This window comes from Streptomyces sp. NPDC056738, assembly GCF_042790435.1.
GTDB lineage: Bacteria > Actinomycetota > Actinomycetes > Streptomycetales > Streptomycetaceae > Streptomyces.
The window spans coordinates 448,839-472,560 of record NZ_JBHTZF010000002.1 but is presented as its reverse complement, the minus strand read 5'-3'; the positions used below and the strand labels follow the sequence as shown (position 1 = coordinate 472,560).

The 23,722-nt window shown below is 71.7% G+C and carries 19 protein-coding genes; 11 read left to right on the top strand and 8 right to left on the bottom strand.

What is annotated here, in order from left to right; translation table 11 throughout:
• Positions 1-106 precede the first annotated feature (106 nt).
• Together ACFRIC_RS05785 and ACFRIC_RS05780 are read left to right on the top strand one after the other, a co-directional pair.
• Positions 107-1,135 carry a hypothetical protein gene (locus ACFRIC_RS05785; protein ID WP_382779904.1) on the top strand — a complete coding sequence of 343 codons (1,029 nt, stop codon included), beginning with the start codon at positions 107-109 and terminating at the stop codon, positions 1,133-1,135.
• A gap of 118 nt (positions 1,136-1,253) precedes the next feature.
• Positions 1,254-1,937: a DUF2238 domain-containing protein gene (locus ACFRIC_RS05780; RefSeq protein ID WP_382779900.1), complete on the top strand. Its 684-nt coding sequence runs from the start codon at positions 1,254-1,256 to the stop codon at positions 1,935-1,937.
• Positions 1,938-2,050: 113 nt separating this feature from the next.
• Here ACFRIC_RS05780 and ACFRIC_RS05775 read toward each other — a convergent pair whose 3' ends face one another.
• Together ACFRIC_RS05775 and ACFRIC_RS05770 are read right to left on the bottom strand one after the other, a co-directional pair.
• Positions 2,051-3,034, bottom strand: coding sequence for an aldo/keto reductase (locus ACFRIC_RS05775; RefSeq protein ID WP_382779897.1), 984 nt, complete (start codon positions 3,032-3,034; stop codon positions 2,051-2,053).
• Between the two features lie 74 nt (positions 3,035-3,108).
• Positions 3,109-4,062, bottom strand: a complete 954-nt coding sequence (locus ACFRIC_RS05770; protein WP_382779894.1) for a DUF389 domain-containing protein — start codon at positions 4,060-4,062, stop codon at positions 3,109-3,111.
• Positions 4,063-4,342: 280 nt separating this feature from the next.
• Between ACFRIC_RS05770 and ACFRIC_RS05765 the strand changes: the two genes are divergently transcribed.
• Positions 4,343-6,166, top strand: coding sequence for a glycoside hydrolase family 15 protein (locus tag ACFRIC_RS05765; protein WP_382780831.1), 1,824 nt, complete (start codon positions 4,343-4,345; stop codon positions 6,164-6,166).
• 60 nt (positions 6,167-6,226) lie between these two features.
• Here ACFRIC_RS05765 and ACFRIC_RS05760 read toward each other — a convergent pair whose 3' ends face one another.
• Both ACFRIC_RS05760 and ACFRIC_RS05755 read right to left on the bottom strand, forming a co-directional pair.
• Positions 6,227-6,661 (bottom strand): hypothetical protein, encoded by a 435-nt coding sequence (locus tag ACFRIC_RS05760; protein WP_382779892.1) that lies wholly within the window; start codon positions 6,659-6,661, stop codon positions 6,227-6,229.
• A gap of 158 nt (positions 6,662-6,819) precedes the next feature.
• Complete coding sequence (locus ACFRIC_RS05755; RefSeq protein WP_382779889.1) at positions 6,820-8,598, bottom strand: cation:proton antiporter; 1,779 nt, start codon at positions 8,596-8,598, stop codon at positions 6,820-6,822.
• 677 nt (positions 8,599-9,275) lie between these two features.
• Between ACFRIC_RS05755 and ACFRIC_RS05750 the strand changes: the two genes are divergently transcribed.
• Positions 9,276-11,501 carry an RICIN domain-containing protein gene (locus tag ACFRIC_RS05750; protein WP_382779886.1) on the top strand — a complete coding sequence of 742 codons (2,226 nt, stop codon included), beginning with the start codon at positions 9,276-9,278 and terminating at the stop codon, positions 11,499-11,501.
• A 32-nt stretch (positions 11,502-11,533) separates the two neighbouring features.
• Entirely contained in the window at positions 11,534-12,826 is a 1,293-nt protein-coding gene (locus ACFRIC_RS05745; RefSeq protein WP_382779883.1) for a ThuA domain-containing protein, read from the top strand.
• A 226-nt stretch (positions 12,827-13,052) separates the two neighbouring features.
• On the opposite strand, the gene ACFRIC_RS05740 is transcribed toward ACFRIC_RS05745, so the two are convergent.
• Positions 13,053-13,889, bottom strand: coding sequence for a DUF1206 domain-containing protein (locus tag ACFRIC_RS05740; RefSeq protein WP_382779879.1), 837 nt, complete (start codon positions 13,887-13,889; stop codon positions 13,053-13,055).
• Positions 13,886-14,284: a hypothetical protein gene (locus tag ACFRIC_RS05735; RefSeq protein ID WP_382779877.1), complete on the bottom strand. Its 399-nt coding sequence runs from the start codon at positions 14,282-14,284 to the stop codon at positions 13,886-13,888. The genes ACFRIC_RS05740 and ACFRIC_RS05735 overlap by 4 nt, the downstream gene beginning before the upstream one ends.
• A 191-nt stretch (positions 14,285-14,475) precedes the next feature.
• On the opposite strand from ACFRIC_RS05735, the gene ACFRIC_RS05730 reads away from it, so the two are divergent.
• From ACFRIC_RS05730 to ACFRIC_RS05705, 6 genes are all read left to right on the top strand, one after another.
• Positions 14,476-15,402 carry a MurR/RpiR family transcriptional regulator gene (locus tag ACFRIC_RS05730; protein WP_382779874.1) on the top strand — a complete coding sequence of 309 codons (927 nt, stop codon included), beginning with the start codon at positions 14,476-14,478 and terminating at the stop codon, positions 15,400-15,402.
• 306 nt (positions 15,403-15,708) lie between these two features.
• The gene (locus ACFRIC_RS05725) at positions 15,709-16,092 is read left to right on the top strand and encodes a hypothetical protein (RefSeq protein WP_382779871.1); all 384 of its coding nucleotides are present in this window, start codon (positions 15,709-15,711) and stop codon (positions 16,090-16,092) included.
• A 50-nt stretch (positions 16,093-16,142) separates the two neighbouring features.
• Complete coding sequence (locus ACFRIC_RS05720) at positions 16,143-17,039, top strand: MBL fold metallo-hydrolase (protein WP_382779868.1); 897 nt, start codon at positions 16,143-16,145, stop codon at positions 17,037-17,039.
• A gap of 98 nt (positions 17,040-17,137) precedes the next feature.
• The gene (locus ACFRIC_RS05715) at positions 17,138-17,482 is read left to right on the top strand and encodes a YkvA family protein (protein ID WP_382779865.1); all 345 of its coding nucleotides are present in this window, start codon (positions 17,138-17,140) and stop codon (positions 17,480-17,482) included.
• 213 nt (positions 17,483-17,695) lie between these two features.
• Positions 17,696-19,117, top strand: coding sequence for a CAP domain-containing protein (locus ACFRIC_RS05710; RefSeq protein WP_382779862.1), 1,422 nt, complete (start codon positions 17,696-17,698; stop codon positions 19,115-19,117).
• A 213-nt stretch (positions 19,118-19,330) separates the two neighbouring features.
• The gene (locus ACFRIC_RS05705) at positions 19,331-20,587 is read left to right on the top strand and encodes a serine hydrolase domain-containing protein (RefSeq protein WP_382779859.1); all 1,257 of its coding nucleotides are present in this window, start codon (positions 19,331-19,333) and stop codon (positions 20,585-20,587) included.
• A gap of 25 nt (positions 20,588-20,612) precedes the next feature.
• Here ACFRIC_RS05705 and ACFRIC_RS05700 read toward each other — a convergent pair whose 3' ends face one another.
• Together ACFRIC_RS05700 and ACFRIC_RS05695 are read right to left on the bottom strand one after the other, a co-directional pair.
• Positions 20,613-22,958, bottom strand: a complete 2,346-nt coding sequence (locus ACFRIC_RS05700; RefSeq protein WP_382779856.1) for a glycoside hydrolase family 65 protein — start codon at positions 22,956-22,958, stop codon at positions 20,613-20,615.
• Positions 22,955-23,692, bottom strand: coding sequence for an HAD family hydrolase (locus ACFRIC_RS05695; RefSeq protein ID WP_382779854.1), 738 nt, complete (start codon positions 23,690-23,692; stop codon positions 22,955-22,957). Before ACFRIC_RS05695 ends, ACFRIC_RS05700 begins: the two co-directional genes overlap by 4 nt.
• Between the last annotated feature and the right edge of the window lie 30 nt (positions 23,693-23,722).

The following is a 23,722-nucleotide window of genomic DNA, read 5'->3' as shown; positions in this document are numbered from 1 at the left end:
TCCGCTGGGCCGCGGTCTCCGAGTGTCACCTTGATTCCACGCAGACCTTAGGCCATAGCTTCATCCTCCGTGACATCAACGCCCCACCACCCCAGGAGAGTTCCCGGTGACCGAAGCCATCACCTCGTCCAAAGACGCCGTCACACGCACCGGCGTTCCGGACCCCGTCGAGCGCGATGCGCACGACTTCGGCGCCTACGCGCGCAACGGTGGCTGGGCCTTCGCGCTCAAGGTGGCGCGGAGCGTCCGCCCCGGCGGTCAGTCGGCCGAAGAGACGCGAAAGGTGTCCGCGAAGGAGTTCGCGGACCTGGCCGGATGCTCGCCCGAGCGGGTCATGCGGTACTACAAGGCCTGGGACAGGGCCGCGGACGACGGACTGGTTCCCCATTTCGAGACCCTGATGCCGGGCGCGGACGTCGAACTGCCGGACGGGGAGGCCTGGTCGGCCTATTACGCCTCCCGTTCCAGCGCCGCCTCGGAGCGCGGCGCGGCCATCAGCGAGGCCGCCGAGGCCGAGGGCATCCGTCCCACCAAGGCGCTGGAGGTGGCCGAGAACCCGACCGCGCTGCGGGCCGCGATCCTCGCCGACCCCTCGACGGCGAAGGCCGCGCGGGCCGCCCTCCTGGACCGGGTGAAGGAGGACCCCGCGCTCCAGACCGAGTTGGCCCGTGACATCGCCCGCACGGACGAGCTGAAGAAGGCGGTCGCCACCGAGAACAGGGCGGCCGACCGCATCGGATACGTGCGCCAGATCGCGGAGAAGGGCCAGATCAGGACGCCGGCCGGACAGACCCTGGACGCTCCCGCCGAGCTGCGCTCCGAGGCCGAGCGGCATCTGTCGCTCCTCGACGAGCTCGACGAGGGGGAGGACGCGGGCGAGTGGGCCACCGAGGCGTACGACACGATGAAGAACCTCGTCGTCGAGACCGTGGAGGCCGACCCCGAACTGCGCGTCCAGGAACGCCGGACGAAGTTCTACAGCAGCCTCCAGAAGGCCACGAAGGTGTTCGAGGAGCTGACCTTCGACGACGCCGACGACATCTACGAGGACGACATGGTGCAGCGTCTGGAGGAGCTCCAGCAGGCGATCGGCACCGCCATCGCGGCCCTGCGCGGGGCGGCGAACCGGGAGTGAGCCGACCGCGCGGCGCGGGCCCGGCCGGCGATGGCACGCAGGCCGGGTGAGTACCCGTACTCATGCCGGAGGCCCGGCGCTCCACCACGATGGGGCCACCTGGACGAAGGAGCCCGCCATGCCCGGATCAGCCCTCGCACCGACCGGCCCGCACCGCGCTTTCCCCGACCGTGCCCCGCACGGCGCCCTCCCCGCCGCGCTCCTCGCCGTGGTGGTGGCGGGCATGGCGCTCTCCGCTTGGCATGCACACGACGGAATGACCTGGCTGCTGGAGACCGTGTGGGTGCTCGTGGGGCTGCCGGTGGTGGTGCTGAGCCGGCGCCGCTTCCCGCTCACGAACCTGCTGTACTGCCTGCTCGCCGCGCACGCGCTGGTGCTCGCGGTGGGCGGGCACTACACGTACGCGCAGGTGCCGTTGGGCGACTGGGTGCGGGACACGTTCGGGCTCGCCCGCAATCCGTACGACCGGTTCGGGCATCTCATGCAGGGCTTCGTGCCGGCCGTCCTGGTGCGGGAGATGCTCAGCCGGACGTCACCGCTGCGCGGCAGCAGGTGGCTGGCGCCGCTGACGGTGTGCGCGTGCCTCGCCTTCAGCGCCCTCTTCGAGATGTTCGAGTGGGCGGCCGCGGTGATCGGCGGGCACGGCGCGGACGCCTTCCTGGCCACGCAGGGGGACGTGTGGGACACCCAGTGGGACATGTTCTGCGCCCTGATCGGCGCGACCGTCTCGGTGCTGGTGCTCAGCCGCGTGCACGACCGGCAGCTCGACGCGCTCGCGACGCGCGGGACGTCCACGAGCTGAGCACCAGCGGCAGCGGCAGCGAGACACGGCGGCAGCGGCAGCGGAGCCGACGCGGGACCCGGCGGCACGGGTTCCGGGAAGCCCGGTGCGTGCCGCCGCAGCCCGCTCCGCCGTCACCAGCGGTTTTCCACCTGGTCCTTGATCCGCCGGTCGTAGAGCTCCGTGATGGCGTCCAGCGTGGCGCGGGACAGCTCCGGCAGCTTCGCGGCCTGCGCGTTGGCGTGGGCCTGTTCGGGTGAGCGGGCTCCCGGGATGACCGTGGTCACGCCGGGCTGCGCGACGATCCACCGCAGGGCGAGCTGGGCCGGGGTGTACCCCTCGGGGGCGAGCGCGGAGAACTCGGCCGCCGCCTCCACGCCCGTCGCGAAGTCGACCCCGGAGAAGGTCTCGCCCTGGTCGAAGGCCTCGCCGTGACGGTTGTACGTCCGGTGGTCGTCGGCACCGAAGACGGTGTCCTTGGTGTACTTGCCGGTCAGCAGCCCGGAGGCCAGCGGGACCCGGGCGATGATGCCGACGCCCGCCTCCCGGGCCGCCGGCAGAACCGCGCGCAGGGGCTTCATGCGGAAGGGGTTGAGGATGATCTGGACGCTCGCCACGTTCGGGCGGGCGATGGCGGCCAGCGCCTCCTCGCACGTCTCGACGCTCACCCCGTACGCCGCGATCCGCTCCTCCTCGACCAGCGTGTCGAGGGCGTCGTACACCGCGTCCGTGGAGTACACCGGCGTCGGCGGGCAGTGGAGCTGCACCAGGTCGAGCCGGTCGACGCCGAGGTTGCGGCGGGAACGGTCGTTCCAGGCACGGAAGTTGTCGAGGACGTAGTTCTCGGGGATCTGGTCGACGCGGCGGCCCATCTTGGTGGCGACCATGACGTGCAGGTCCGGTCGGCCGCGCAGGAACGAGGCGATGGTCTCCTCGCTCCGCCCGTCGCCGTACACATCGGCGGTGTCGAAGAAGGTCACCCCCGTCTCCGCCGCCGTCTCCAGCACGGCCAGGGCGTCCTTCTCGCTCACCTCGCCCCAGTCGGCCCCCAGTTGCCAGGTGCCGAGACCGATGACGGAAGCATGCTGGCCAGACCTGTCGAATGCGCGCTCGTCCATGGCCTCAGTCTGTCACTTCCCCGGGCCCGACCGGACGCCCCCGCTCCGCGCGTCCTCGCACGCCGGCGCGGCCCTCACCGGTCGGCGGGCCGCGCCTCACGCCGGCCGACCCTGCGCCAGACGGCGCGCTGCCCGCGGAGCGTGAGCGCGCCCACCACGATCAACACGGCGACGTTGATCAGGAGTTGGACGATCGCTCCGCGCGCCTCGGCCCAGCTCCCGAACGCGGCGGACACGCTGAGGTCGGCCGCGGCGGGGATCGTGGTGACGGAGATGAAGACGCCCAGCAGGGCACTCGTCCGGGCCTCGGACAAGGACACGACACCCACGATCCCGGCCAGCGTGGCGACCGCCACCGAGAAGAAGTCGGGGGTGGAGATGAGATGCGAGACGGGACGGACACCGAGCTCGAACGCCCGTGACTGCAGGTCGAAGGCGCGGATCAGCAGGCCGAAGAGGAACGTGACGGCGATGGCCATCGCGAACCCAGCCGTCAGGGCGGTCAGCCCCTCGCGGACGCGCCGCCCCGAGCGCCGGTCGATGCCCAGCGCGACGCTGACGATGGCGCCGTACTCGGGCCCGACGACCATCGCCGCGACGATGAGGATCTGCGAGTTGGTGACGATGCCGACCGCGCCGATGAGCCCGGCGACCACCAGGTAGAGGTAGAAGCTCGGCGCGTACGTGCCCTGGGCGCGGATGCGGGCCTCCACCTCCTCCCAGACCGGTGCCCGGGACAGCAGTCCGGGCCGGCCGGCGGCGGCCGTCAGGGCGTGTCCGGCGATCGCCATGTCGACGGGCTCGATGACGATGGAGCCCACCTCGTCCAGACGCAGTTCCCGCAGACCGCGCAGCACGTCGTTCGCCCCTCCGGTCAGCACGTCGCAGGAGAGGGCGTCGCCCTCCGGTTTCCGCGCGATGCCCGGCTGGACCACGAGGTTGACGACGCGGGGGTCGGCCGCGAGCAGGGAGGCCACGGCGTCGGTCAGCCGGGCGGGACTCACCAGGCGCACGTGGATCAGGTCCATGCGGGTACCTCCCGGGACACCGGCGCGCGCCTCGTCGACGTGGAGCGGTCCCCTCCAGTAACTCCGGCGGACCGGCGTTCGGCAACCGTGGGTTCCGGGGGGCTCGGTTCGCGGGCGCCGCGGGGCCTCACCGCCCCCGCCACGGCTCCCCGGGCACGTCACAGGCCCCGCCCCGGCTCACCCGGGCACGTCACCGCCCGGGCCGCCACTCCCCCACGGGCGGACAAGCGCGCGCGACCGGCATGCCGGATAGTGAAGAGGCCTGGATCCTCGAGATTGGATCACCATGGACCGCTATCCGCCCATCGCCGACCACGGTCTGGTGGGGGATCTCCAGTGCTCCGCCCTGGTCTCCGCCAAGGGCGTCGTGGACTGGTTCGCCGCCCCGCGCTTCGACTCCCCCAGCATCTTCGCCGCGCTGCTCGACCACGACCGCGGCGGCTTCTTCCGGCTGGCGCCCTCCCGCCCGGAAGGCACCTGGAAGCAGCTCTACTACCCGGACACGGCGGTCCTGGTGACCCGGTTCATGTCACCCGACGGAGTGGGCGAGGTCCTCGACTGGATGCCCCCCGACCGGTCCGGGACCGCCTCCGCCCGGCACCGTCTCGTGCGCACCGCGCGGACCGTCCGGGGAACGGTCGAATACGCCCTGGAGTGCCGCCCGCGCTTCGACTACGGGCGGGCCGGTCACGAACTCACCGTCGGTCCCGACGGCGCCGCGTTCCGCGCCCCGGGGATCAGCGCGTTCCTGCAGTCCACCTTCCCCCTGGAACGGGACGGCGACGACGTCCGCAGCACGGTCACCCTGAAGGCCGGCGAGACGGCGGTGGCCGTGTTCACCGTGGACGGTCCCGACGCCGGCGCACCGCCGCCGCCCACCGTGCCGGGGACCGAGGAGAACATGGCGGAGACCGTCGAGTTCTGGCAGAACTGGGTGCGCAACTCCCGGTACCGGGGCCGCTGGCCCGACATGGTGCACCGCTCCGCCATCACGCTCAAACTCCTGACCTACGCGCCCACCGGCGCCCCGGTCGCCGCCGCCACCATGGGACTGCCGGAACAGGTCGGCGGCGAACGCAACTGGGACTACCGCTACACCTGGGTACGGGACGGAGCCCTGTCGCTGCGCGCCCTGCTCGACCTCGGGTTCGCCGAGGAGGCGACCGCGTTCGCCCACTGGCTGCGCGAACGGCTGCTGGAACGCCTGGACCAGGAGGGCGAGGCGCTCCAGATCATGTACCGGGTGGACGGCACGCCCCTGCAGGGCGAGGAGATCCTGGACCACTTCGAGGGCTACCGCCGCTCGTTCCCCGTACGGGTCGGCAACGCCGCCGCCGACCAGCTCCAGCTCGACATCTACGGCGAGGCCCTCTACGGCCTCTCGGAGGGCCGTGACATCGGCATCCAGGCGGACTACGCGGCCTGGAAGGCCGTCACCCGCACCCTGGACTGGCTCGCCGACAACTGGGACCGTCCCGACGAGGGCATCTGGGAGACCCGCGGCGGACGCAAGGACTTCACGTACAGCCGGGTGATGTGCTGGGCCGCGTTCAACAGCGGTCTGCGGCTGGCCCGCGACTGGAGCCGGCCCGGGGACACCGCGCGGTGGACCCGGGCGCGGGACACCATCCTGGAGCAGGTGATGGACCGCGGCTGGAACGACGAGGTGAAGGCGTACGTCCAGCACTACGACGGCGGTGTCCTGGACGCCTCGCTGCTGCTCGTCCCGCGGATCGGCTTCCTCGGCGCGAAGGACCCGACGTGGCTGTCGACGCTCGACGCGATGGGCCGGACGCTGGTCTCCGACAGCCTCGTCTACCGCTACGACCCCGCCGCCTCCCCGGACGGCCTGCGCGGTTCGGAAGGCACCTTCAGCCTGTGCACCTACCTGTACGTCGATGCGCTGGCCCGCTCCGGCAGACTGGCCGAGGCCCGCTACACCTTCGAGAAGATGCATACGTACGCCAACCACGTCGGCCTGTTCGCCGAGGAGGTGGGCCCGAGCGGCGAACAACTGGGCAACTTCCCGCAGGCGTTCACGCATCTGTCGCTGATCATGGCCGCCACCACGCTCGACCAGGCGCTGGACCGGCTGCGCGACTGAACACGCGGCCGGGCCCGGCGGAGCAGGGGCCGGGAACGGCCCGGCCGGGGACGGGGACGGCTACACCCGCGCCCCGGGCACGTGCTTCGGCTCCGCCAGCAGGCCGTAGATGACCAGCAGGGAGACGAGCATCGTGAACAGGGACCACCACGGGTAGACCGGCAGGAAGATCATCTGTGCGACCAGGCTGAACACGGCCAGGCAGATACCCGCCAGTCGCGCTCCCCTGGAGCCCACGAGCACGCCGAGACTCAGCACGGCCATCACGATGCCGACCGCGACGAAGATCCAGCCCCAGGCCGTGTAGTTGAGGATCAGCAGCCGGTTGCCCTGGGAGTACACCTTCGAGTAGTAGCCGTGGTTGAAGACCGCCACGAAGCCGGTGAGCAGGTTGAACAGAGCGCTGACCATCAGCAGGATCCCGGCGAAGGCCACCCAGTGCGAGCGTTCCATCGGCGGTACGAGGTCGTCGGGCTCGGAAGCTTGTAGCTGCATGGAAACCATGAGATCCAGCCCGGGGGCGGACCGCAATCCGCACTGGCCCGTTGGTGTCGCACGGGGCCCGGCGCGGCCCCGCGCCCGGCCGACCGGGTGACCGGGTGACCGGGTGACCGGGTGACCGGGTGAGGAGGTGGTGCCCGCGCCCGACGGGGTCAGTCCGCCCGTACCCGTCCCGGTGTCCGGACCGGACCCAGCAGGATCGCGGTGTCCCGAGGCCCCGGCTCCGGGGTCCGGGTGTCGGTGACGGGATCCAGCCGCCCGTCGGGGCGTACGAGGAACAGCAGCGCGTGTCCGTCCGGGATGCCGTCGGCGGTGGAACGGGAGACGATCCGGGCGCCGTCCTCGTAGCGTCGGGTCAGTTCCGGTCTGCTCAGCCCGGACCCGAACAGGGTGTCACCGCTCGTGTAGGGCGCCACCACGCCGTGGCTCAGACCGGGCGGCCCGAGCCGGTGCACGAACCCGTCGACCGTGCCGCGCAGGGTCTCCGAGGCCAGCGCGTTGAAGTCGTCCTCCTCGGTGAGCAGCAGCACGCCGGTGATGCCTTCGAGTTCGGCCCCCTCGCCGGTGGCCGCGGCGAGCAGTTCCCCCGGCGCCAGGCTCAGTCCGGACGCCCGGATCAGGTCGCGCTGCTCCTCCCGTCCGGCCCACATCAGCACGTCCAGGCCGGCCGAGCGCAGCGCGCGGCCCAGGTCGATCGCCCAGGGGTCGCCGCCCACCAGCAGCGGGCGGGCCCGGGCCGGACGCAGCGCGCCCAGGCGGCGGGCGACGGGGTGCGCGCTCAGCCCGTACAGCGTCACCGTGGCGACGATCACCAGGAAGGTGGCGGGCAGGATCTTCTGGGCGCCGCCGACGTGGTCGGCGACGAGTGTGGCGGAGAACGTCGAGGCGGTGGACGCGGCGACGATTCCCCGGGGTGCCATCCAGCCGATGAAGGCCCGTTCGCCGCGGGGCAGGTCCGTGCGCGCGGTCGACAGGAACGCGACCAGGGGTCTGACCACGAGGACGAGGGCGGCGACGAGACCGAGCGTGGGCAGGACGACGTGCCGCAGGGACGCGGGGGTGACCGTGGCGGAGATCGAGATGAACAGCAGCCCGATGATCAGCGAGACCAGGGTCTCCAGGAAGGGTCGGCGTGCCGGGAGGGAGACGCCCGGCAGGTTGGCCAGGGCCATCCCCATCACGATCGCGGCGATGAGCCCGGTGTCGTCCCGGATGGCGTCGCAGAGGGCCGCCACGCCCACCGCGGCGGCGAGCTGGGCCGTCGTTCCGAGCACCTCGCCCAGGTGCAGCCTGCTGAGGAGGAACCACAGGACGGCGGCGCCCACCGCGCCCCCGATCAGTCCGACGGCCGAGCTCGCCGCGAACTGACCGATCTTGCCGCGCAGGTCACTGCTGCCGCTCGCGACGACGGCGTGGAAGACGAGCGCGCCGAGGATGCCGCCGACCGGGTCGATCAGCGATCCCTCCCAGATCAGGATGCGCTGCAGCCGCTCGGTCGGGCGCACGAAGTGGAGCAGCGGTCCGACGACGGTGGGCCCCGAGACGACGAGGATCACGCCGAGCATGACGGCCGAACTCGTCGACATGCCCAGGAGCGGTACGGCGAGGACGACGGTGGCCCCCCAGGTGATCACGACGCCGATCCAGATCAGTCGTGCCACGACCCGGTGCATGTGTCCGTGCAGTCTGCTGATGTCCAGGCCGAGCCCGGCCTCGTAGAGGATCACGGCGACGGCGAGCGAGACCATCGGGGAGAACGCGTCCCCGAGCAGTTTGTCGGGGTTGACGATGTCGGTCAGCGCGCCCGCGGCGAAGCCGACCGGCAGCAGCACGATCAGGGCGGGGATCCGCAGCCGGCTCGCCACGAGCTGGGAGCCGACGGCCAGGACGGCGATCAGTCCGAGGCCCTGGAGGATCTGGTTGTCCGTCACGGCTCTCTCCCTGCCCCACGGTCCGGCACCGGCCGTCCGTGGGCCGGCTCCGGGTTCCCGGCGGTCCCCCACCGAGGCAATCACTGCCGCGGGAGGTCGGCGACGGCGGAGTCGGCCTCGCTGGGCCATTGGAAGGAGCCGGGTCCCTCCGGCGGAGCAACGGCCGGGCACGCACGGCGCCCCGGAGGTGCTCCGGGGCGCTGTTCCGCGGCTGCCGCTTCCCTTGCCGCGGGACACGAACCGGCGATGCCGGTCGGCGCGGTGGCCGGTGGATTTCCGAGTCTCTCCAGGACAGGAGTCACCGGCCCGGAACCAGAGTGCCCTGAGATGCGGGTGGGGCGGGTGCGGTTCGCCGTCATGTCATCGCCTTGTAAGGAACCCCACACCCGGCACGCCGTCCTCCGGCGCGTGTGACGGTCCTTCAAGAAGTGAATCGCCGCGCGGCACGGCGACGGAGGACATCAGGCAGGTGAACACCCGTGTCGGGGCGTCGAGTTCAGGAACGTCTGGCCCCTAGATCTTCAACTCCTCGCGTTTGAAGCTGATTTGAAAGCGTTTTTTGTTTCATGTCTTGACGTCTTTGGTGCAGACCTTTAGGTTCACCGATCGCCACACCTCCATGCATGCATCTCGCGTTCACGGACATGAACCCCCCACCCAGTTCAGGAGTGTCCAGCATGTCCAGATTCCCCCTGCCCGGACGAAGAGACCCAGGGCGCCGTCGAGCGGCCGGACTACTGACGGTGACCGCGCTCGTGGCGACCACGGTGTCGGGCCTGACCGCCGCCGCCCCGGGCGCCACCGCCCAGGCCGCCGCGGTCCCGGCCGACTGGGCCACGGTGGTCAACGCCGGCAGCGGCAAGTGCGTCGACGCCCGCGCCGCCGGAACCGCCGACGGCACGGCCGTCCAGCAGTACGCCTGCAACGCCAGCCAGGCCCAGCAGTGGCGGTTCGCCGCCACGTCGGGCGGGTACTCCCAGGTCGGCAACCGGACCGACGCCACCAAGGCATGGGACGTCACCGGCGTCTCGACCGCGGACGGCGCGCCCGTCCAGCTCTGGACGTACGGCGGCGGCACCAACCAGCAGTGGCAGGCCGTGGCGGAGACCGGCGGCGCCTACCACTTCGTGAACCGGAACAGCGGCAAGTGCCTCGACGTGCCGAGCGCGTCCGCCGCCGACAGCGTGCAGCTTCAGCAGTACACCTGCAACGGCACCGCGGCGCAGTCCTTCTACGTGAACTCCGTCGACACACAACCACCGCCGGGGACACCCGACCTGGGCCCGAACGTCACCGTCTTCGACCCGTCGACCCCGGCCGCGACGATCCAGAGCAGCCTCGACGCGGCTTTCTCCCAGCAGCAGACCAACCAGTTCGGCACCGCCCGCAAGGCCTTCCTCTTCAAGCCCGGCACCTACAGCGCGGACGCGAACGTCGGCTTCTACACCCAGGTCGCGGGTCTCGGCCTGTCCCCCGACGACGTCAGCATCCGGGGCGCGGTGCACGCGGAGGCCGACTGGTTCCAGGGCAACGCGACCCAGAACTTCTGGCGTTCGGCGGAGAACCTGTCGGTGACCCCCACGTCCGGGACGGACCGCTGGGCGGTGTCGCAGGCGGCGCCCTACCGGCGCATACATCTGCGCGGCAACCTGGCCCTGGACGACGGCGGGTGGTCCAGCGGCGGCTACATGGCCGACACGAAGATCGACGGTCAGGTGAACTCCGGTTCGCAGCAGCAGTGGCTGTCCCGCAACACCGAATGGTCGAACTGGACCGGCTCCAACTGGAACATGGTCTTCGTCGGCGCCAGGAACGCTCCCGCGAACAGCTTCCCCAACCCCCCGTACACGACGGTCGCCCAGACTCCGGTCTCCCGCGAGAAGCCCTTCCTGTACGTCGACGCGGCGGGCGCCTGGAAGGTGTTCGTCCCGTCCGTACGCACCGGCTCGACCGGCACGACGTGGAGTTCGGGCACTCCGGCGGGCACGTCCCTGCCGCTGTCCGACTTCTTCGTCGTGAAGCCGGGCGCGACGGCGGCCCAGATGAACGACGCGCTCGCCCAGGGCAAGAACCTGCTGGTGACGCCGGGTGTCTACCACCTCGACCAGACGCTCAGGGTCACCCGGGCCGACACCGTGGTCCTGGGCCTCGGTCTCGCCACCCTCGTCCCCGACAACGGCATCACCGCCATGACCGTCGCCGACGTGAACGGCGTCCAGCTCGCCGGGCTGCTGATCGACGCGGGCACCACCAACTCCGCGCAACTGCTGGAGATGGGGCCGAGCGGCTCCTCCGCGGACCACAGCGCGGACCCCAGCTCCCTGCACGACGTGTTCTTCCGCGTCGGCGGTGCGGGCGTCGGCAAGGCCACCACCAGCCTGACCGTCAACAGCGACGACGTCATCGGCGACCACCTGTGGCTGTGGCGGGCGGACCACGGCAGCGGAGTCGGCTGGACCAGCAACACGGCCGACACCGGCCTGGTCGTGAACGGCGACGACGTGACCATGTACGGCTTGTTCGTCGAGCACTACCAGAAGTACCAGACCATCTGGAACGGCAACGGCGGCCGCACGTACTTCTACCAGAACGAGATGCCCTACGACCCGCCCAGCCAGGCGGCCTGGATGAACGGTTCGACACAGGGCTACGCCGCCTACAAGGTCGCGCCCTCCGTGACCGGCCACGAGGTGTACGGGTTCGGCAGCTACTGCTACTTCAACGTCAACCCGGCCGTCGCCGCCGAGCACGCCATCGAGGCACCGGACAACGCCGGTGTGCGCTTCAAGGACATGGTGACCGTCTCCCTCGGCGGTACGGGCACCATCCGGCACGTGGTCAACGACCGGGGCGGCCCGTCCAACTCCTCCACCAACGTCGCCGACCTCGTCAGCTACCCGTGAACACCCCTGACACGTACGGGAAGGAGAACCGGATGGGCATCAGTCGGTCCGTACCGGCGCGCGGGGTCCTGCGGGTCCTCGTCCTGCTGGCCACCCTGCTCGGCCTCGCGGCACCGCCGGCCGCCCACGCGAGCACCGCGGCGGCCCCGTTCAAGGTGCTCGCCCTCTACAACGGCACCTGGGACGCGGCCCACATCAGCTTCGTCCACGAGGCCAACGACTGGTTCCCCCGGCAGGCCGCCGCGAACGGCTTCACCTACACGGCCAGCAACAACTGGGACCTGCTCGCGAACGGCGGCGTGAACGCGTACCAGGTCGTCCTGTTCCTCGACGACCTGCCGCAGACGGCGGCGCAACGCGCCGGATTCGAGCAGTACATGCGCGGTGGCGGCGGCTGGATGGGCTTCCACGTCTCCGCCTTCACCACCGACGCGCGGAGCTGGCCCTGGTACCACGACCAGTTCCTGGGCAGCGGGAACTTCAAGTCCAACACCTGGGGGCCGACCACCGCCGTCCTGCGGACCGAGGACCGGACCCATCCCTCGACCGTGAACCTGCCCGCGACGTTCACCTCGTCGGTCAGCGAGTGGTACAGCTGGTCCAACGACCTGCGGCAGAACCCGGACATCCGCGTCCTCGCCTCGGTCGACCCCAGCAGCTTCCCGCTGGGGACCGACCCCGACCAGACCTGGTACAGCGGCTACTACCCGGTCGTGTGGACCAACACGAAGTTCCGGATGCTGTACGCGAACTTCGGCCACAACGCGATGGACTACGCGACGAACACCACGCTGTCGTCGACGTTCGCGAGCACGGCCCAGAACCGGTTCCTGCTGGACGGGCTCAAGTGGCTCGGCGGGGCGGACCCGTCGGTGCCGCCGGCGGACCCCATCTCCGAGACCACCTGGTACTCCCTGGCCAACTCCGGCAACGGCACCTGCGTGGACGCCCGTTCGGCCGGGACGGCGAACGGGACCGCGATCCAGCAGTACACCTGCAACGGCACCCAGGCCCAGCAGTTCCAGTTCCGTTCGACGGACAGCGGCTACACGCGGATCGCGCTGCGTCCGAACGCCCAGCAGGTCGTCGACGTCACCGACCGCTCGACGGCCGACAACGCCCCGCTGCAACTGTGGAGTTGGTCGAACGGCCAGAACCAGCAGTGGCAGCCGGTGCGGGAGAGCACGGGGCGGTACCACTTCGTCGCCCGGCACAGCGGCAAGTGCCTGAGCGCGGCGGGCTCCGCCGCGAACAGCGTGCAGCTCACCCAGCGCGGCTGTGACGGATCGGCCGCCCAGAGCTTCGCGCTCACCGCGCAGCCCTGACCGGCCGCACAGAGGGGGTGTCTCCGCCGACGGTACGGCGGAGACACCCCCTGGACGCAGACCGGCAGCCCGGCGGTCCGGCGGTCCGGCTCTCGATCGCCGGACCGTAAGGAAATCGGCCGGTCCCAGCCACCGCGGTCCACCGGACGCATCCGAGCCGCCACGGTCCGGCGGACGAAGACGGGACGGGCGCCCGGGCACGACCGGGTCGGGCGGCCGCGCGGCCTCACACCCTGCGCCACCGCGCCATCGCGAACGAGAACACGCCGAACAGGACGAGACCGGCGGCCACACAGGCCAGCAGCCACGGACCCATCGGCGCCGCCGCGAAGGACCGCAGCGTGCCGTCCATCCCCTTGGCCTTGTCCGGCTGGTACTCCACCGCGGCCCGGACCGCGAAGACTCCCGCCGCGGCGAACACCACGCCCCGCGCGGCCCCGCCGCCCACGCCCGTCGTGTCGACCGCCCTGCGGACCCGCCGGGACATCTCACCGAGCTTGAGGTGCTTGTGGTACTTGCGCATCACGGCCCGTACGGCGATCCAGAGGCCCGCGGCGACCAGGCCCACGCCCGCGGCGCCGACGATCCACTGACCGCCGGGCATGCCCAGCGCCTTGGCCGTGACGTCCCGGGACTGCTTGTCGCCCGACCCGCTGCCACGCGATCCGGCCGCGAAGGCCAGCACCGAGTAGGCCACGAACCCGTAGAACACGCACCGCGCGGCGGACATCAGACGCTTGCCGGCCTTGCCGCCGTCCTGTCCGGCGGCGCCGAAGACGGCCTCCGAGAGGCGCCACAGCGCCATGCCGACAAGCCCCGCGCCGAGTGCCCACAGCAGGGCCGCGCCGAACGGCTTCGTGGCGATCTCCTGCAGTGCGCCACCCCGGTCGGCCTGCTGCCCGCCGCTGTCGCCGAAGGCGATGCGCAGGGCCAGCAGGCCGACCAGGACATAGATCACCCCGCGGGCGACCAGCCCCGCGCGAGCGGCTCCCTCTCGCGCGGATCCGGTCGCCGCACGGCGGGCGCCGATCTCTCCCTCGCGGGCCACCGACCCGGCGTTCACGCGGGCTTCGTCTCGTGCGCCGTGCTCGAATCGAGTCGCAGTTTCATCTGAACCTCCTGGTCACCGGCCTCCGTGCCCAGTTCGTGCACGGTGAAGGCGGCACCGAGGGCCTCCCGCAGACGCTGTGTCGCCAGGGGGCCACCCTGTGCCTCCAGGACCGGCTGCCCCGAAAGTTCCCCGACAGGCTTGGCGGTGTTGCTGGGATCACCGGCGGTGTCGAACAGGACCGTCCACACCGTCGGCCGGCCGCTCCCGGACTCGTGGGGCTCGTCCGCCCCCTCCCGGTCGGCGGCGAAGCTGCCGCACAGGACGGCGAGCACACTCTTGGCGTCGGCCGCGGAACAGTCCCCGAGCATCACGTGGACCGTTGACGCGGGCAGTTGTTGCACGCTCATGAAAACCCTCTCCCTCGCGTCGGCGAGCAGGCACGCGCGCCCGCGGACGAGCACGTCGTGACGGTTGTGCGGGTACCCCGCGATCTCGCCCGAAACAGGGAACGCACGCATTGCTTGCGCCCGGACCGGCCCAGGTCAGAAAGGTCGGTGAGCTATGTTGAGTTCTCGTGGGACGTGAAGGAGGCGCACCGGTGCCATCGCCGCAGCAGGCACGCGCACAGGCATCCGCGATCACCTCGGGAAAGACGGCGCCCGAGGCCGGCGTCGCGCCCACGTCCCAGCTCAGGGAGCTGTTCGACGGCCCGAGGCTCTCGCCCGGGCAGCGGCGCATCGCCCAGTACCTGATCGAGCACATCACCGAAGCCGCTTTCCTGTCGATCACCGATCTGGCCGAGCGGGTGGGTGTGAGCCAGCCCTCCGTGACCCGTTTCGCGGCGGCCGTGGGCTTCAGCGGCTACCCCGCCCTGCGCGAGAGCCTCCAGGCCATCGCGCTCAGCACGCTGGGCAGCAGCACCCCGGGGACCCCCGCCGAGGTCACGAGCAACGAGCTCCAGGCCGCGGTGGACGCCGAGATCGAGAACCTGGAGAACCTGCGGCGGGACTTCACCGATCCCGACCAGATCATCCGCGTCGGCCGGGCCCTGTCGGAGTCGACGCCGCTGACGGTCCTCGGGCTGCGGATCTCCGGCTCGCTGGCCGAGTACTTCGCGTACGCCGCCCGCCGCATCCACCCGGACGTGCGGGTGGTGACCCGCGGCGGCTCGGTCGCCTACGACGCGCTGCTCCAGTCGCGCGAGGCGGGCGGCACCTGGGTCCTGGCGTTCGGGATGCCCCGGCACGCCCACGAGACGCTCACGGCCATGCGGGTGGCGCGCAGCGCGGGCCTCCAGGTGGCTCTCGTCACCGACCTCGGGCTCGGCCCGCTGGCGGACGAGGCCGACGTCACCTTCGCCACCGGCACCGGCTCCCGGCTCGTCTTCGACTCCTACGCGGCGCCCGTGGTGCTGTCGGCGGCGCTGCTCCAGGCCATGACGGACGCCGATCCGGAGCGCACCCAGGCGCGCCTGGAGGAGTACGAGCAGGTCGCCGAGCAGCACCAGTTCTTCCTGAGAGACTGATCCCTCTATCACGCGGCGGTCTCGTCCGCACCCTCTGTCACCCCGGCATCACGGGATCATTCACAACAAAGCACGCATGAATGTTTTCATGTCCTTGCGCTTCTGGCGGCATATATAAATACTTCTTTCGGATCGTGCCCCGGAGGCTTCCAGGTCACGACCCATGAGCACCGGGGGCCGTCCGCTCCTACCCGCATCGGGTCCCTGGTGTTCGAGCGGGTCTCGCGTGCGAGACCCGTGGTGGCGGCCCCGGTACCCCTATGCCGGGGCCGCCCCAGAGTCCCCCGCCGACGTACCCCGGAAGCGATGAACATGGCCCTGACGTATTCACCGATCACCTCGGACTGGCCGTGCCAGGTCAAGACCCCCGGCAGTTTCGACTGGGAGCGATCGGCGGTGAAATGGCTGCGCGAGCTGGTGCCGAGCCGCTACGCGAGCTACCCCGTCCTGCACAAGCACCCCGTCCTGCTCGCCCGCCACGCGCACCTCCAGGTGCAGCAGGAGATACGGGTCGCCCGCACGGCACTCCAGACCGCCCGCTCCGAGCTCCCGGGCCTCGGCCTGCAGGAGGGCGTCATCGAGCACTCCATCAAGATGTACGCCGCCGAGGTGATGCAGCTCCAGCACATCGCCCGGAGCATCCGTACGGTGTCCCAGGCGCTCGTGGACCACGCGCACCCGCGACACTGAGGTCCCGGGCCCGCCATCGGCCCGGCGGGACCGAGGCCGAGGGAGACAGCGTGGACAGTGCCGGACAGCAGACCGACGGCGCCCGTGGAGGCGATCCCTCCACGCCGGCCCCACCGCTCGACGTGCGGTGGATCCACGGCTCGCCCTCGGCCAAGCACAACACGGACCCCGACATCCAGGTCCACGTCCACGACGAGCACACGGTGATCCTTCGCCAAAACATGGCGGTCGACTACGAAGCGCCCTTCATGTTCCTGCTGTTCGGGACCGCGCGCGCGGTCCTGATCGACACGGGCGCCACGGCCTCGGCCGACCACTTCCCGTTGCGCCGGGTCGTCGACGAGGTGATGGACTCCTGGCTCGCCCGGCATCCCCGTGACGACTACGGCCTGCTGGTGCTGCACACCCATCCGCACGGCGACCACATCGCCGGGGACGGCCAGTTCGCCGGCCGTCCCGGCACCGAGGTCGTGGACGCGTCCCTCGCCGCCGCCTGGGACTTCTTCGGGTTCCACGAGGACCCCGACGCCGTCGCGCAGGTCGACCTCGGCGACCGGGTGCTGGAATGCCTGGCCACACCCGGGCACCACGAGGCCGCCGTGACGTACTTCGACCCCTGGACCGGGTTCCTGCTCACCGGCGACACGGTCTATCCCGGACGCCTGTACGTGGAGGACTGGCCGGCCTTCACCCGTACCGTCGACCGGCTCGTCGACTTCTGCGGGCGCCGTCCCGTCACCCACGTGCTCGGCTGCCACATCGAGATGACCCGGGAACCGGGGCGGGACTACCCCGTACGCACCACCTACCAGCCGGACGAGCCACCCCTGGAGATGACCACGGATCAGCTCCTCGACCTCCGCCGGGCGGTCGGGTCCGCCGGCTCACGAACCGGCCGGCATGTCTTCGACGACTTCGTCATCTGCCGCCGCGACACCCCGGAATGAGGGAACGCGCGCCCGGACGGCCCCGCCCGGGGCGATAGCCGGGGCGCGAGCGGGCACACGGGAAGGAAGCGCATCCGACGACACCTCTGGACGGACGCATGGACTCGACCTCGTGGACCCTGGTCCTCGTCATCGCCGCGGTACTCGCCGCCGCCGCACTCGCGGTGGCGCTCGTGCTCCTGCGCCGGCTCGTCCGCACCCGCCGTGATCTGCGGCGCGCCGGGCTGCCGACCGGGCCCCGCTGGGTGTTCTGGGGCGCGGTCGCCTACCTCCTGCTGCCCACCGACCTGGTGCCCGACCCCGTCTACCTGGACGACATCGGCGTCATGCTGCTCGCCCTGCGCTCGCTGCGCTCGGCCGTACCCGCCGGGGCGCTCCGCCCACCGGCCTCCGCCACCCTGCGCGGCCCCCGCCCGGTCCCGCGCGGGTCGCGGAAGGCCTAGGGCATCTCCGCAGAGTCTCGCCTGCCGGGCGACGCCTGGCACGCCCTTCGGGCGGACGACGCGACTTTGCGGACACGCCGTGGAGCCTGTCTGACGATCTTCGCCGGCCCGGCGGCGGGAACCGCGGGAGCCGGGCCGTCCGTTGAGCGGTCGACGGCCCGTGCCGCGCACCTCCGACGCGGGGCACGGACCGCGACTCCGACGGACGGTGGCATGAGCGAGCTGGTTCCCGGGGGCAACACGCCCCTGCCGGACGGGGCCGTGACCTTCAGGGTCCCCGGCCCCTTCGACGTGTCCGCGCTCGTCACCGACGAGAGCGGAAAGGTGCGCGGCGACGGCGACTTCGTGTTCTACAACCAGCCGGCCGCGCCCGGCGTCCGGCTCGACGGCGACCGTCTCACCGTCGATCCGCCGCGGCTGAGGCCCGGAGCGTCCCGTGTCACCGTCGTCGTCAGCCCCGCCGACCTCACGACTCCCCTGGGCCGGCTGCCCTCCCCCACGGTCCAGGTGACCGCGCCGGACGGCCGTGTCCTCGCCCGCTTCACCCCGCCCCGGCCGCAGCGGGAGACCGTGCTGCTCCTCGCCGAGATGTACCGGCGCGGTCCGGCGTGGAAACTCCGCGCCCTCGGACAGGGGTACGCGGACGGTCTCGCGGGTATCGCGCGGGACTTCGGCGTCGAGGTCACCGAGGACAGCGCTCCGCCGCGCGGACCGGCGGCCGGCACCGGGCGCGGCCTGCCCCCGAGTCCGCCGAGGCCAGCGGGCCCGGGGCCGGCCTTCACGCGGGGCTCCGCGCGGGGCGACGGGCCGGGCTCGGCCGCCCGGGTCCCGGCACCGGGGACTCCGGGGTCCGTCCCCGACCTCGACGGATACCTCGGTCCGGTGAACTCCGCGCGCGCCGCCGCCGGTTCCCCGCCCGTCCGCCTCGACGCCCGGCTGACCGCCGCCGCGCGGAGCCACGCCGGAGCCATGGCCGCCCGCGGGACGCTCGCCTCGGAAGCCCCCGACGGCGTCTTCGTCCACCAGCGTGTCGTCTCGGCCGGCTACTCCTACCTCACCATCGGCGAACATCTGGTCTCCGGCCCGCGCACCCCGCACGAGTTCGTCGAGTACTGCCTCTCCGACGCCCGGTCACGGCGCACGCTGTGCGATCCCGCCTTCGCCGACGCGGGACTGGCCCACGTCGCCGACACCCGCACGGGCGACCTGTACTGGACGGCGCTGTGGGCCCTGCCGTTCACCCCGGCGGGCCTGGACCGCACGGCGCGCGAGGTCGTGGCCCTCACCAACGCCGAGCGGGCCTCGGCGGGACTGCCGCCCCTCGCCGCCGACGTCACGCTGACCGCCGCGGCCCAGGCCCACAGCGCCGACATGGTGGCCCGCGACTTCTACGCGCACACCTCCCCCGAGGGCGGCAGGCCCTGGGACCGCGCCGCCGCCGCGGGCTCCACCCATCGCGCCGTCGGCGAGAACATCGCCTGCGGGCAGCGCTCGCCCGCCGAGGTGGTCCAGGGCTGGATGGACAGCCCCGGGCACCGCGCCAACATCCTCAAGCGGGACTTCACCCACATAGGCATCGGCCTGGCCGGCGGCGGCAGGGCGGGCACGTACTGGACCCAGCTCTTCGGCGGCTGAACCGGCGTCAGCCGCCGGCCACGCGGACCGGGCGGCCCCGGCAGGCGACTGCTTTCCGCCAATTCGCCGATTCCACCTCGCTGTTTCCCCTCCATCCCCATGGCGATGCGACCCGCGCGCCCCGTCAGCGCGTACAGATGGTGCCGTCGCCCGCAACCGCGGCGCGGTCGGGGCCGGGACGTCGAACCGGCAGATGGCACTCGGGAGAAGCAGATGGTCTCAGCAACGGCGGTCACGGGGACGGCACTGGGCGCGGTCGTGGCGTCCCTGCTGGCGGGCCCGGCACAGGCCGTGACACCGGCGGACCCGCACGGCGCCGGCGGCGAACGGACCGCGGTGGCGGCGGCCACGGCGCCCGACGACGCGGGCCTGCGGGCGATCCTGCGCACGGCGCGCTCGCAGGGAGCACCCGGCGCGATGGCGAGAATCGACGACAACGGCACGGTGCACCGGCTGGTCGAGGGGGTCGACGACCGGGCCACCGGACGGACCATCAGCACGAACGACCGGTTCCGCGTCGGCAGCGTCACCAAGACGTTCTCCGCCGTGGTCCTGCTCCAGCTCGTCGACGAGGGAAGGCTGAAGCTCGACAAGCCGGTCGACACCTATCTGCCGGGCCTGCTGCCCGACGACAGGATCACCGTGCGGCACGTGCTGAGCCATCGCAGCGGTCTGTACGACTACACCAACGACATGTTCGCCCGTTCCGTCTCCGGCTTCGAGGCCGTGCGCAACAAGGTGTTCAGCTACCGGGACCTGGTGAGGCTGTCACTGCAGAAGCCGCGCACCAACGCGCCGGGCGCCGCCTACTCGTACTCGAACACCAACTTCGTCGTCGCGGGCATGCTGATCGAGAAGCTGACCGGGCACAGCGTCGCCACCGAGTACCAGAAGCGCATCTTCACCCCGCTGAACCTGGCCGACACCTTCTACGTCCACCCCTCCACGGCGATCCCGGGCCGGCACGCCCAGGGCTACCTCACGTCGGACACCACCGGGGCGGCCCTGGTGAACTCGACCAAGCAGACGGCCTCCTGGGCGCAGAGCGCGGGAGCCATCATCTCCACGCCGCACGACCTGGACGTCTTCTTCTCCGCACTGCTGCGCGGCAAGCTGATGTCCGCCGCCCAGCTCACCCAGATGACGAAGTGGACCCGGGTCAACAGCACCACGTCCTACGGCCTCGGGCTGCGCCGCCGCGAGCTGTCGTGCGGGATCTCCGTGTACGGGCACACCGGCACCGTGCAGGGCTACTACACGTACGCCTTCACCACGAAGGACGGCAAGCGCAGTCTCACCGCCCTGGCCAACACCTCGAACAACACCACGGTGCTCAACACCATGTACCGGGCCCTGGAGCCCGCGTTCTGCGGCACGTCCGCGGCCAGGTCCACCGCACGGGTGGCCGTACCCGGTGCGGCGCCCGCGGAGCGGCACGAGGACATCGCACCCTCCGTCACCCGGGACTGACACGCCGAAGGCGCCGCGCCGCGTCTCACCCCCGGGAGTTCGGCCGCCGGTGCTGCGGCTGGTCGGGGGCGGGGCGCAGCCTCGGCGCCGGGATGGGCAGACTGCGCGGCTTGTCGGCGTCGACGATGACGGTCTCGCGGTGATGGCTGATCTCCAGCGGGCCGCCGGAGGCGAGCGTGTAGGTGGCGGTGTCGTGCCCGATCTCCACGCGCAGCCGACTGCCGAGGACCTCCAGGGAGAAGGCGAGGCGGCTGAGGCGTTCCGGCAGCCGGGGCGCGAACTCCAGGGTGTCCCCGTGGTGGCGCAGCCCGCCGAAGCCGGCCACCAGGGCCGTCCAGGTCCCGGCGAGCGAGGCGATGTGCAGTCCGTCGCGGGTGTTGTGCTCCAGGTCCTGCAGGTCCATCAGCGCGGCCTCGACCAGGTAGTCGTAGGCGAGGCCGGGATGGCCGGTCTCGGCGGCCAGCACCGCCTGGCAGCAGGCCGACAGCGAGGAGTCGCGGACGGTGAGGGGTTCGTAGTAGGCGAAGTTGCGGGCCTTGTGCTCGTCGTCGAAGAAGGGGCTGCACTTGTAGAGGGCGAGCACCAGGTCGGCCTGTTTGACGACCTGCTTGCGGTAGATGTCGAAGTAGGGGAAGTGCAGCATCAGCGGGTACTGGTCGGGGCGGGTGGCGGCGAAGTCCCAGCGCTGGTAGCGGGTGAATCCGGCGTGCTGCTCGTGGACGCCCAGTTCGTGGTTGTACGGGATGTGCATGGCCTCGGCGGCGTCGCGCCAGGCCGCGCTCTCCTCGTCGTCGACGCCGAGCTCCGCCGCCCGCCCGGGGTGGCGCTCGACGGCGTCGGCGGCGGCCAGGAGGTTCGCTCGGGCCATCAGGTTGGTGTACGTGTTGTCGTCGGCGACGGCGCTGTACTCGTCGGGCCCGGTCACCCCGTCGATGTGGAATCTCCCCTGGTGGTCGTGGTGTCCCAGGGAGCGCCACAGCCGTGCCGTCTCGGTCAGCAGCTCGACGCCGGTGTCGCGTTCGAAGTGCGTGTCGCCCGTGGCGGCGGTGTAGCGGACGACGGCGTCGGCTATGTCGGCGTTCACGTGGAAGGCGGCGGTGCCGGCCGGCCAGTAGGCCGAGCCCTCCGACCCGGCTATGGTCCGCCACGGGAACGCGGCTCCGCGCAGCCCGAGCTGGACGGCCCGTTCGCGTGCGGCTTCGAGGGTGTTCTGGCGCCAGCGCAGCGCCTCGGCGACGGCGCCCGGCGAGGTGTAGGTGAGCAGCGGCAGGACGAAGGTCTCGGTGTCCCAGAAGGCGTGGCCGTCGTAGCCGGAGCCGGTGAGGCCCTTGGCGGGGATGGCGCGCTGTTCGGCCCGGGCGCCGGCTTGGAGCACGTGGAAGAGGGCGAACCGGACGGCCTGCTGGATCTCCTCGTCGCCGTCCACCTCGACGTCCGCGCGCGCCCAGAAGTCGTCGAGGTAGGCGCGCTGTTCGTCGACGAGCTGCCGCCAGCCGCTGTGCCGGGCGGCGGCGAGGGCCGCGTCGGCCTGGTCGCGCAGCGCGGGCAGGGAGCGGGTGCCGGACCAGCCGTAGGAGACGAGTTTCTCCAGGCGCAGGGTGCGGCCCGGCTCCAGTACGGAGGTGACCGTGAGGCGGGCGACGTCGTCGCTGCTCTCGCTGCTCAGGTCGGTCCCCTCCGGGCCCGCGACCGTGTGGTCCGCGGCCGCCGCGACCCGCAGGGCGCTGCGCCGGGTGCGGTGCACGAGCCGCAGCCGGCCTCCCGCCGCGAAGTGCTCCTCCGCCTCCAGCGGCGACTCCAGGGCGATCGCCGCCCGCGGGTCGCGGTCGCGGCCGGGCAGTTGTTCGTTGGCGACGAGTTCCGACTGGACGACCACCCTGATCCGGCTGTCGACGGCCTCCACCTCGTAGGCCACGGCCCCGATCGCCCGCTGGGTGAAGGAGACGAGCCGGGTGGAGCGCACCCGGACCGTGGAGCCGGCCGGTGAGGTCCACTCGCAGGTGCGGGTGAGCAGTCCGGTGCGCAGGTCGAGGACGCGCTCGTGGGAGCGCAGCCGTCCGTAGCGCAGGTCGAACGGCTCGTCGTCGACGAGCAGCCGGACGATCTTGCCGTTGGTGACGTTGATGACGGTCTGCCCGGACTCCGGATAGCCGTAGCCCGCTTCCGCGTAGGGCAGCGGGTGCGTCTCGTGGACGCCGCCCAGGTAGGTGCCGGGCAGGCCGTGGGGTTCGCCCTCGTCGAGGTTGCCGCGCCAGCCGATGTGGCCGTTGGCGAGGGCGAAGACGGACTCGCTCTGCGGCAGGAGTCCGAGGTGCAGCTCGCTCTCCCGCAGGGCCCAGGGCTCGACCCCGTACGAGGAATGCGTGATCACGGGCGCTCCCCCAGTTCGTCCAGATCCCGTACGACGATGTCGGCGCCGTGGGCGCGCAGGGCGTCGCCCTGGCCCACGCGGTCCACGCCGACGACGTAGCCGAAGTGCCCCGAGCGGCCCGCGTCCATGCCGGCGAGCGCGTCCTCGAAGACGGCCGCCTCGGACGGCGTGACGCCGAGGTCCTTCGCCGCGGCCAGGAAGGTGTCGGGGCGCGGCTTGCCCGGCAGCCGGCGTTCGGCGGCGACGACGCCGTCGACGCGTACGTCGAAGAGGTCCTCGGCCCCCACCGAGCGCAGGACGTCACGGCAGTTGGCGCTGGATGAGACGACCGCGGTGCGCAGGCCGTGCGCCCGGACCGCCTCGATGTAGCGCAGGGTGCCCTCGTACGCCTCGACCCCGTCGGTGCGGATCATGTCGAGGAGCAACGCGTTCTTCCGGTTGCCGAGTCCGTGGACGGTGACCCGGTCCGGCGGGTCGTCGGGGGTTCCCTCGGGGAGCTGGATGCCGCGCGAGGCGAGGAAGGTCCGGACGCCGTCGGCACGTGGCAGGCCGTCCACGTGGGCGGCGTAGTCGGCGTCGTCGAAGGGGCGGAATCCGTCGCCCTCGCGTTGCCGCAGGAAGTCGTCGAACGTCCGCTTCCAGGCTGCCGCGTGGACCACCGCGGTTCTGGTGATGACGCCGTCGAGGTCGAAGAGGCAGGCCAGGATCTGTTTCGGCAGGCCGAGCTCAGTCATACGAGGAGTGTGCCCCCGGGATCGGTCTCC

Excerpts from the sequence above, each read along its gene's own strand:
- ACFRIC_RS05775 (WP_382779897.1), bottom strand. The coding sequence starts at position 3,034 with ATGGACGAGCGCGCATTCGACAGGTCTGGCCAGCATGCTTCCGTCATC.
- ACFRIC_RS05695 (WP_382779854.1), bottom strand. The coding sequence starts at position 23,692 with ATGACTGAGCTCGGCCTGCCGAAACAGATCCTGGCCTGCCTCTTCGAC.
- ACFRIC_RS05750 (WP_382779886.1), top strand. The coding sequence starts at position 9,276 with ATGTCCAGATTCCCCCTGCCCGGACGAAGAGACCCAGGGCGCCGTCGA.
- ACFRIC_RS05725 (WP_382779871.1), top strand. The coding sequence starts at position 15,709 with ATGAACATGGCCCTGACGTATTCACCGATCACCTCGGACTGGCCGTGC.
- ACFRIC_RS05715 (WP_382779865.1), top strand. The coding sequence starts at position 17,138 with ATGGACTCGACCTCGTGGACCCTGGTCCTCGTCATCGCCGCGGTACTC.
- ACFRIC_RS05760 (WP_382779892.1), bottom strand. The coding sequence starts at position 6,661 with ATGCAGCTACAAGCTTCCGAGCCCGACGACCTCGTACCGCCGATGGAA.
- ACFRIC_RS05710 (WP_382779862.1), top strand. The coding sequence starts at position 17,696 with ATGAGCGAGCTGGTTCCCGGGGGCAACACGCCCCTGCCGGACGGGGCC.
- ACFRIC_RS05705 (WP_382779859.1), top strand. The coding sequence starts at position 19,331 with ATGGTCTCAGCAACGGCGGTCACGGGGACGGCACTGGGCGCGGTCGTG.
- ACFRIC_RS05780 (WP_382779900.1), top strand. The coding sequence starts at position 1,254 with ATGCCCGGATCAGCCCTCGCACCGACCGGCCCGCACCGCGCTTTCCCC.
- ACFRIC_RS05745 (WP_382779883.1), top strand. The coding sequence starts at position 11,534 with ATGGGCATCAGTCGGTCCGTACCGGCGCGCGGGGTCCTGCGGGTCCTC.
- ACFRIC_RS05770 (WP_382779894.1), bottom strand. The coding sequence starts at position 4,062 with ATGGACCTGATCCACGTGCGCCTGGTGAGTCCCGCCCGGCTGACCGAC.
- ACFRIC_RS05735 (WP_382779877.1), bottom strand. The coding sequence starts at position 14,284 with ATGAGCGTGCAACAACTGCCCGCGTCAACGGTCCACGTGATGCTCGGG.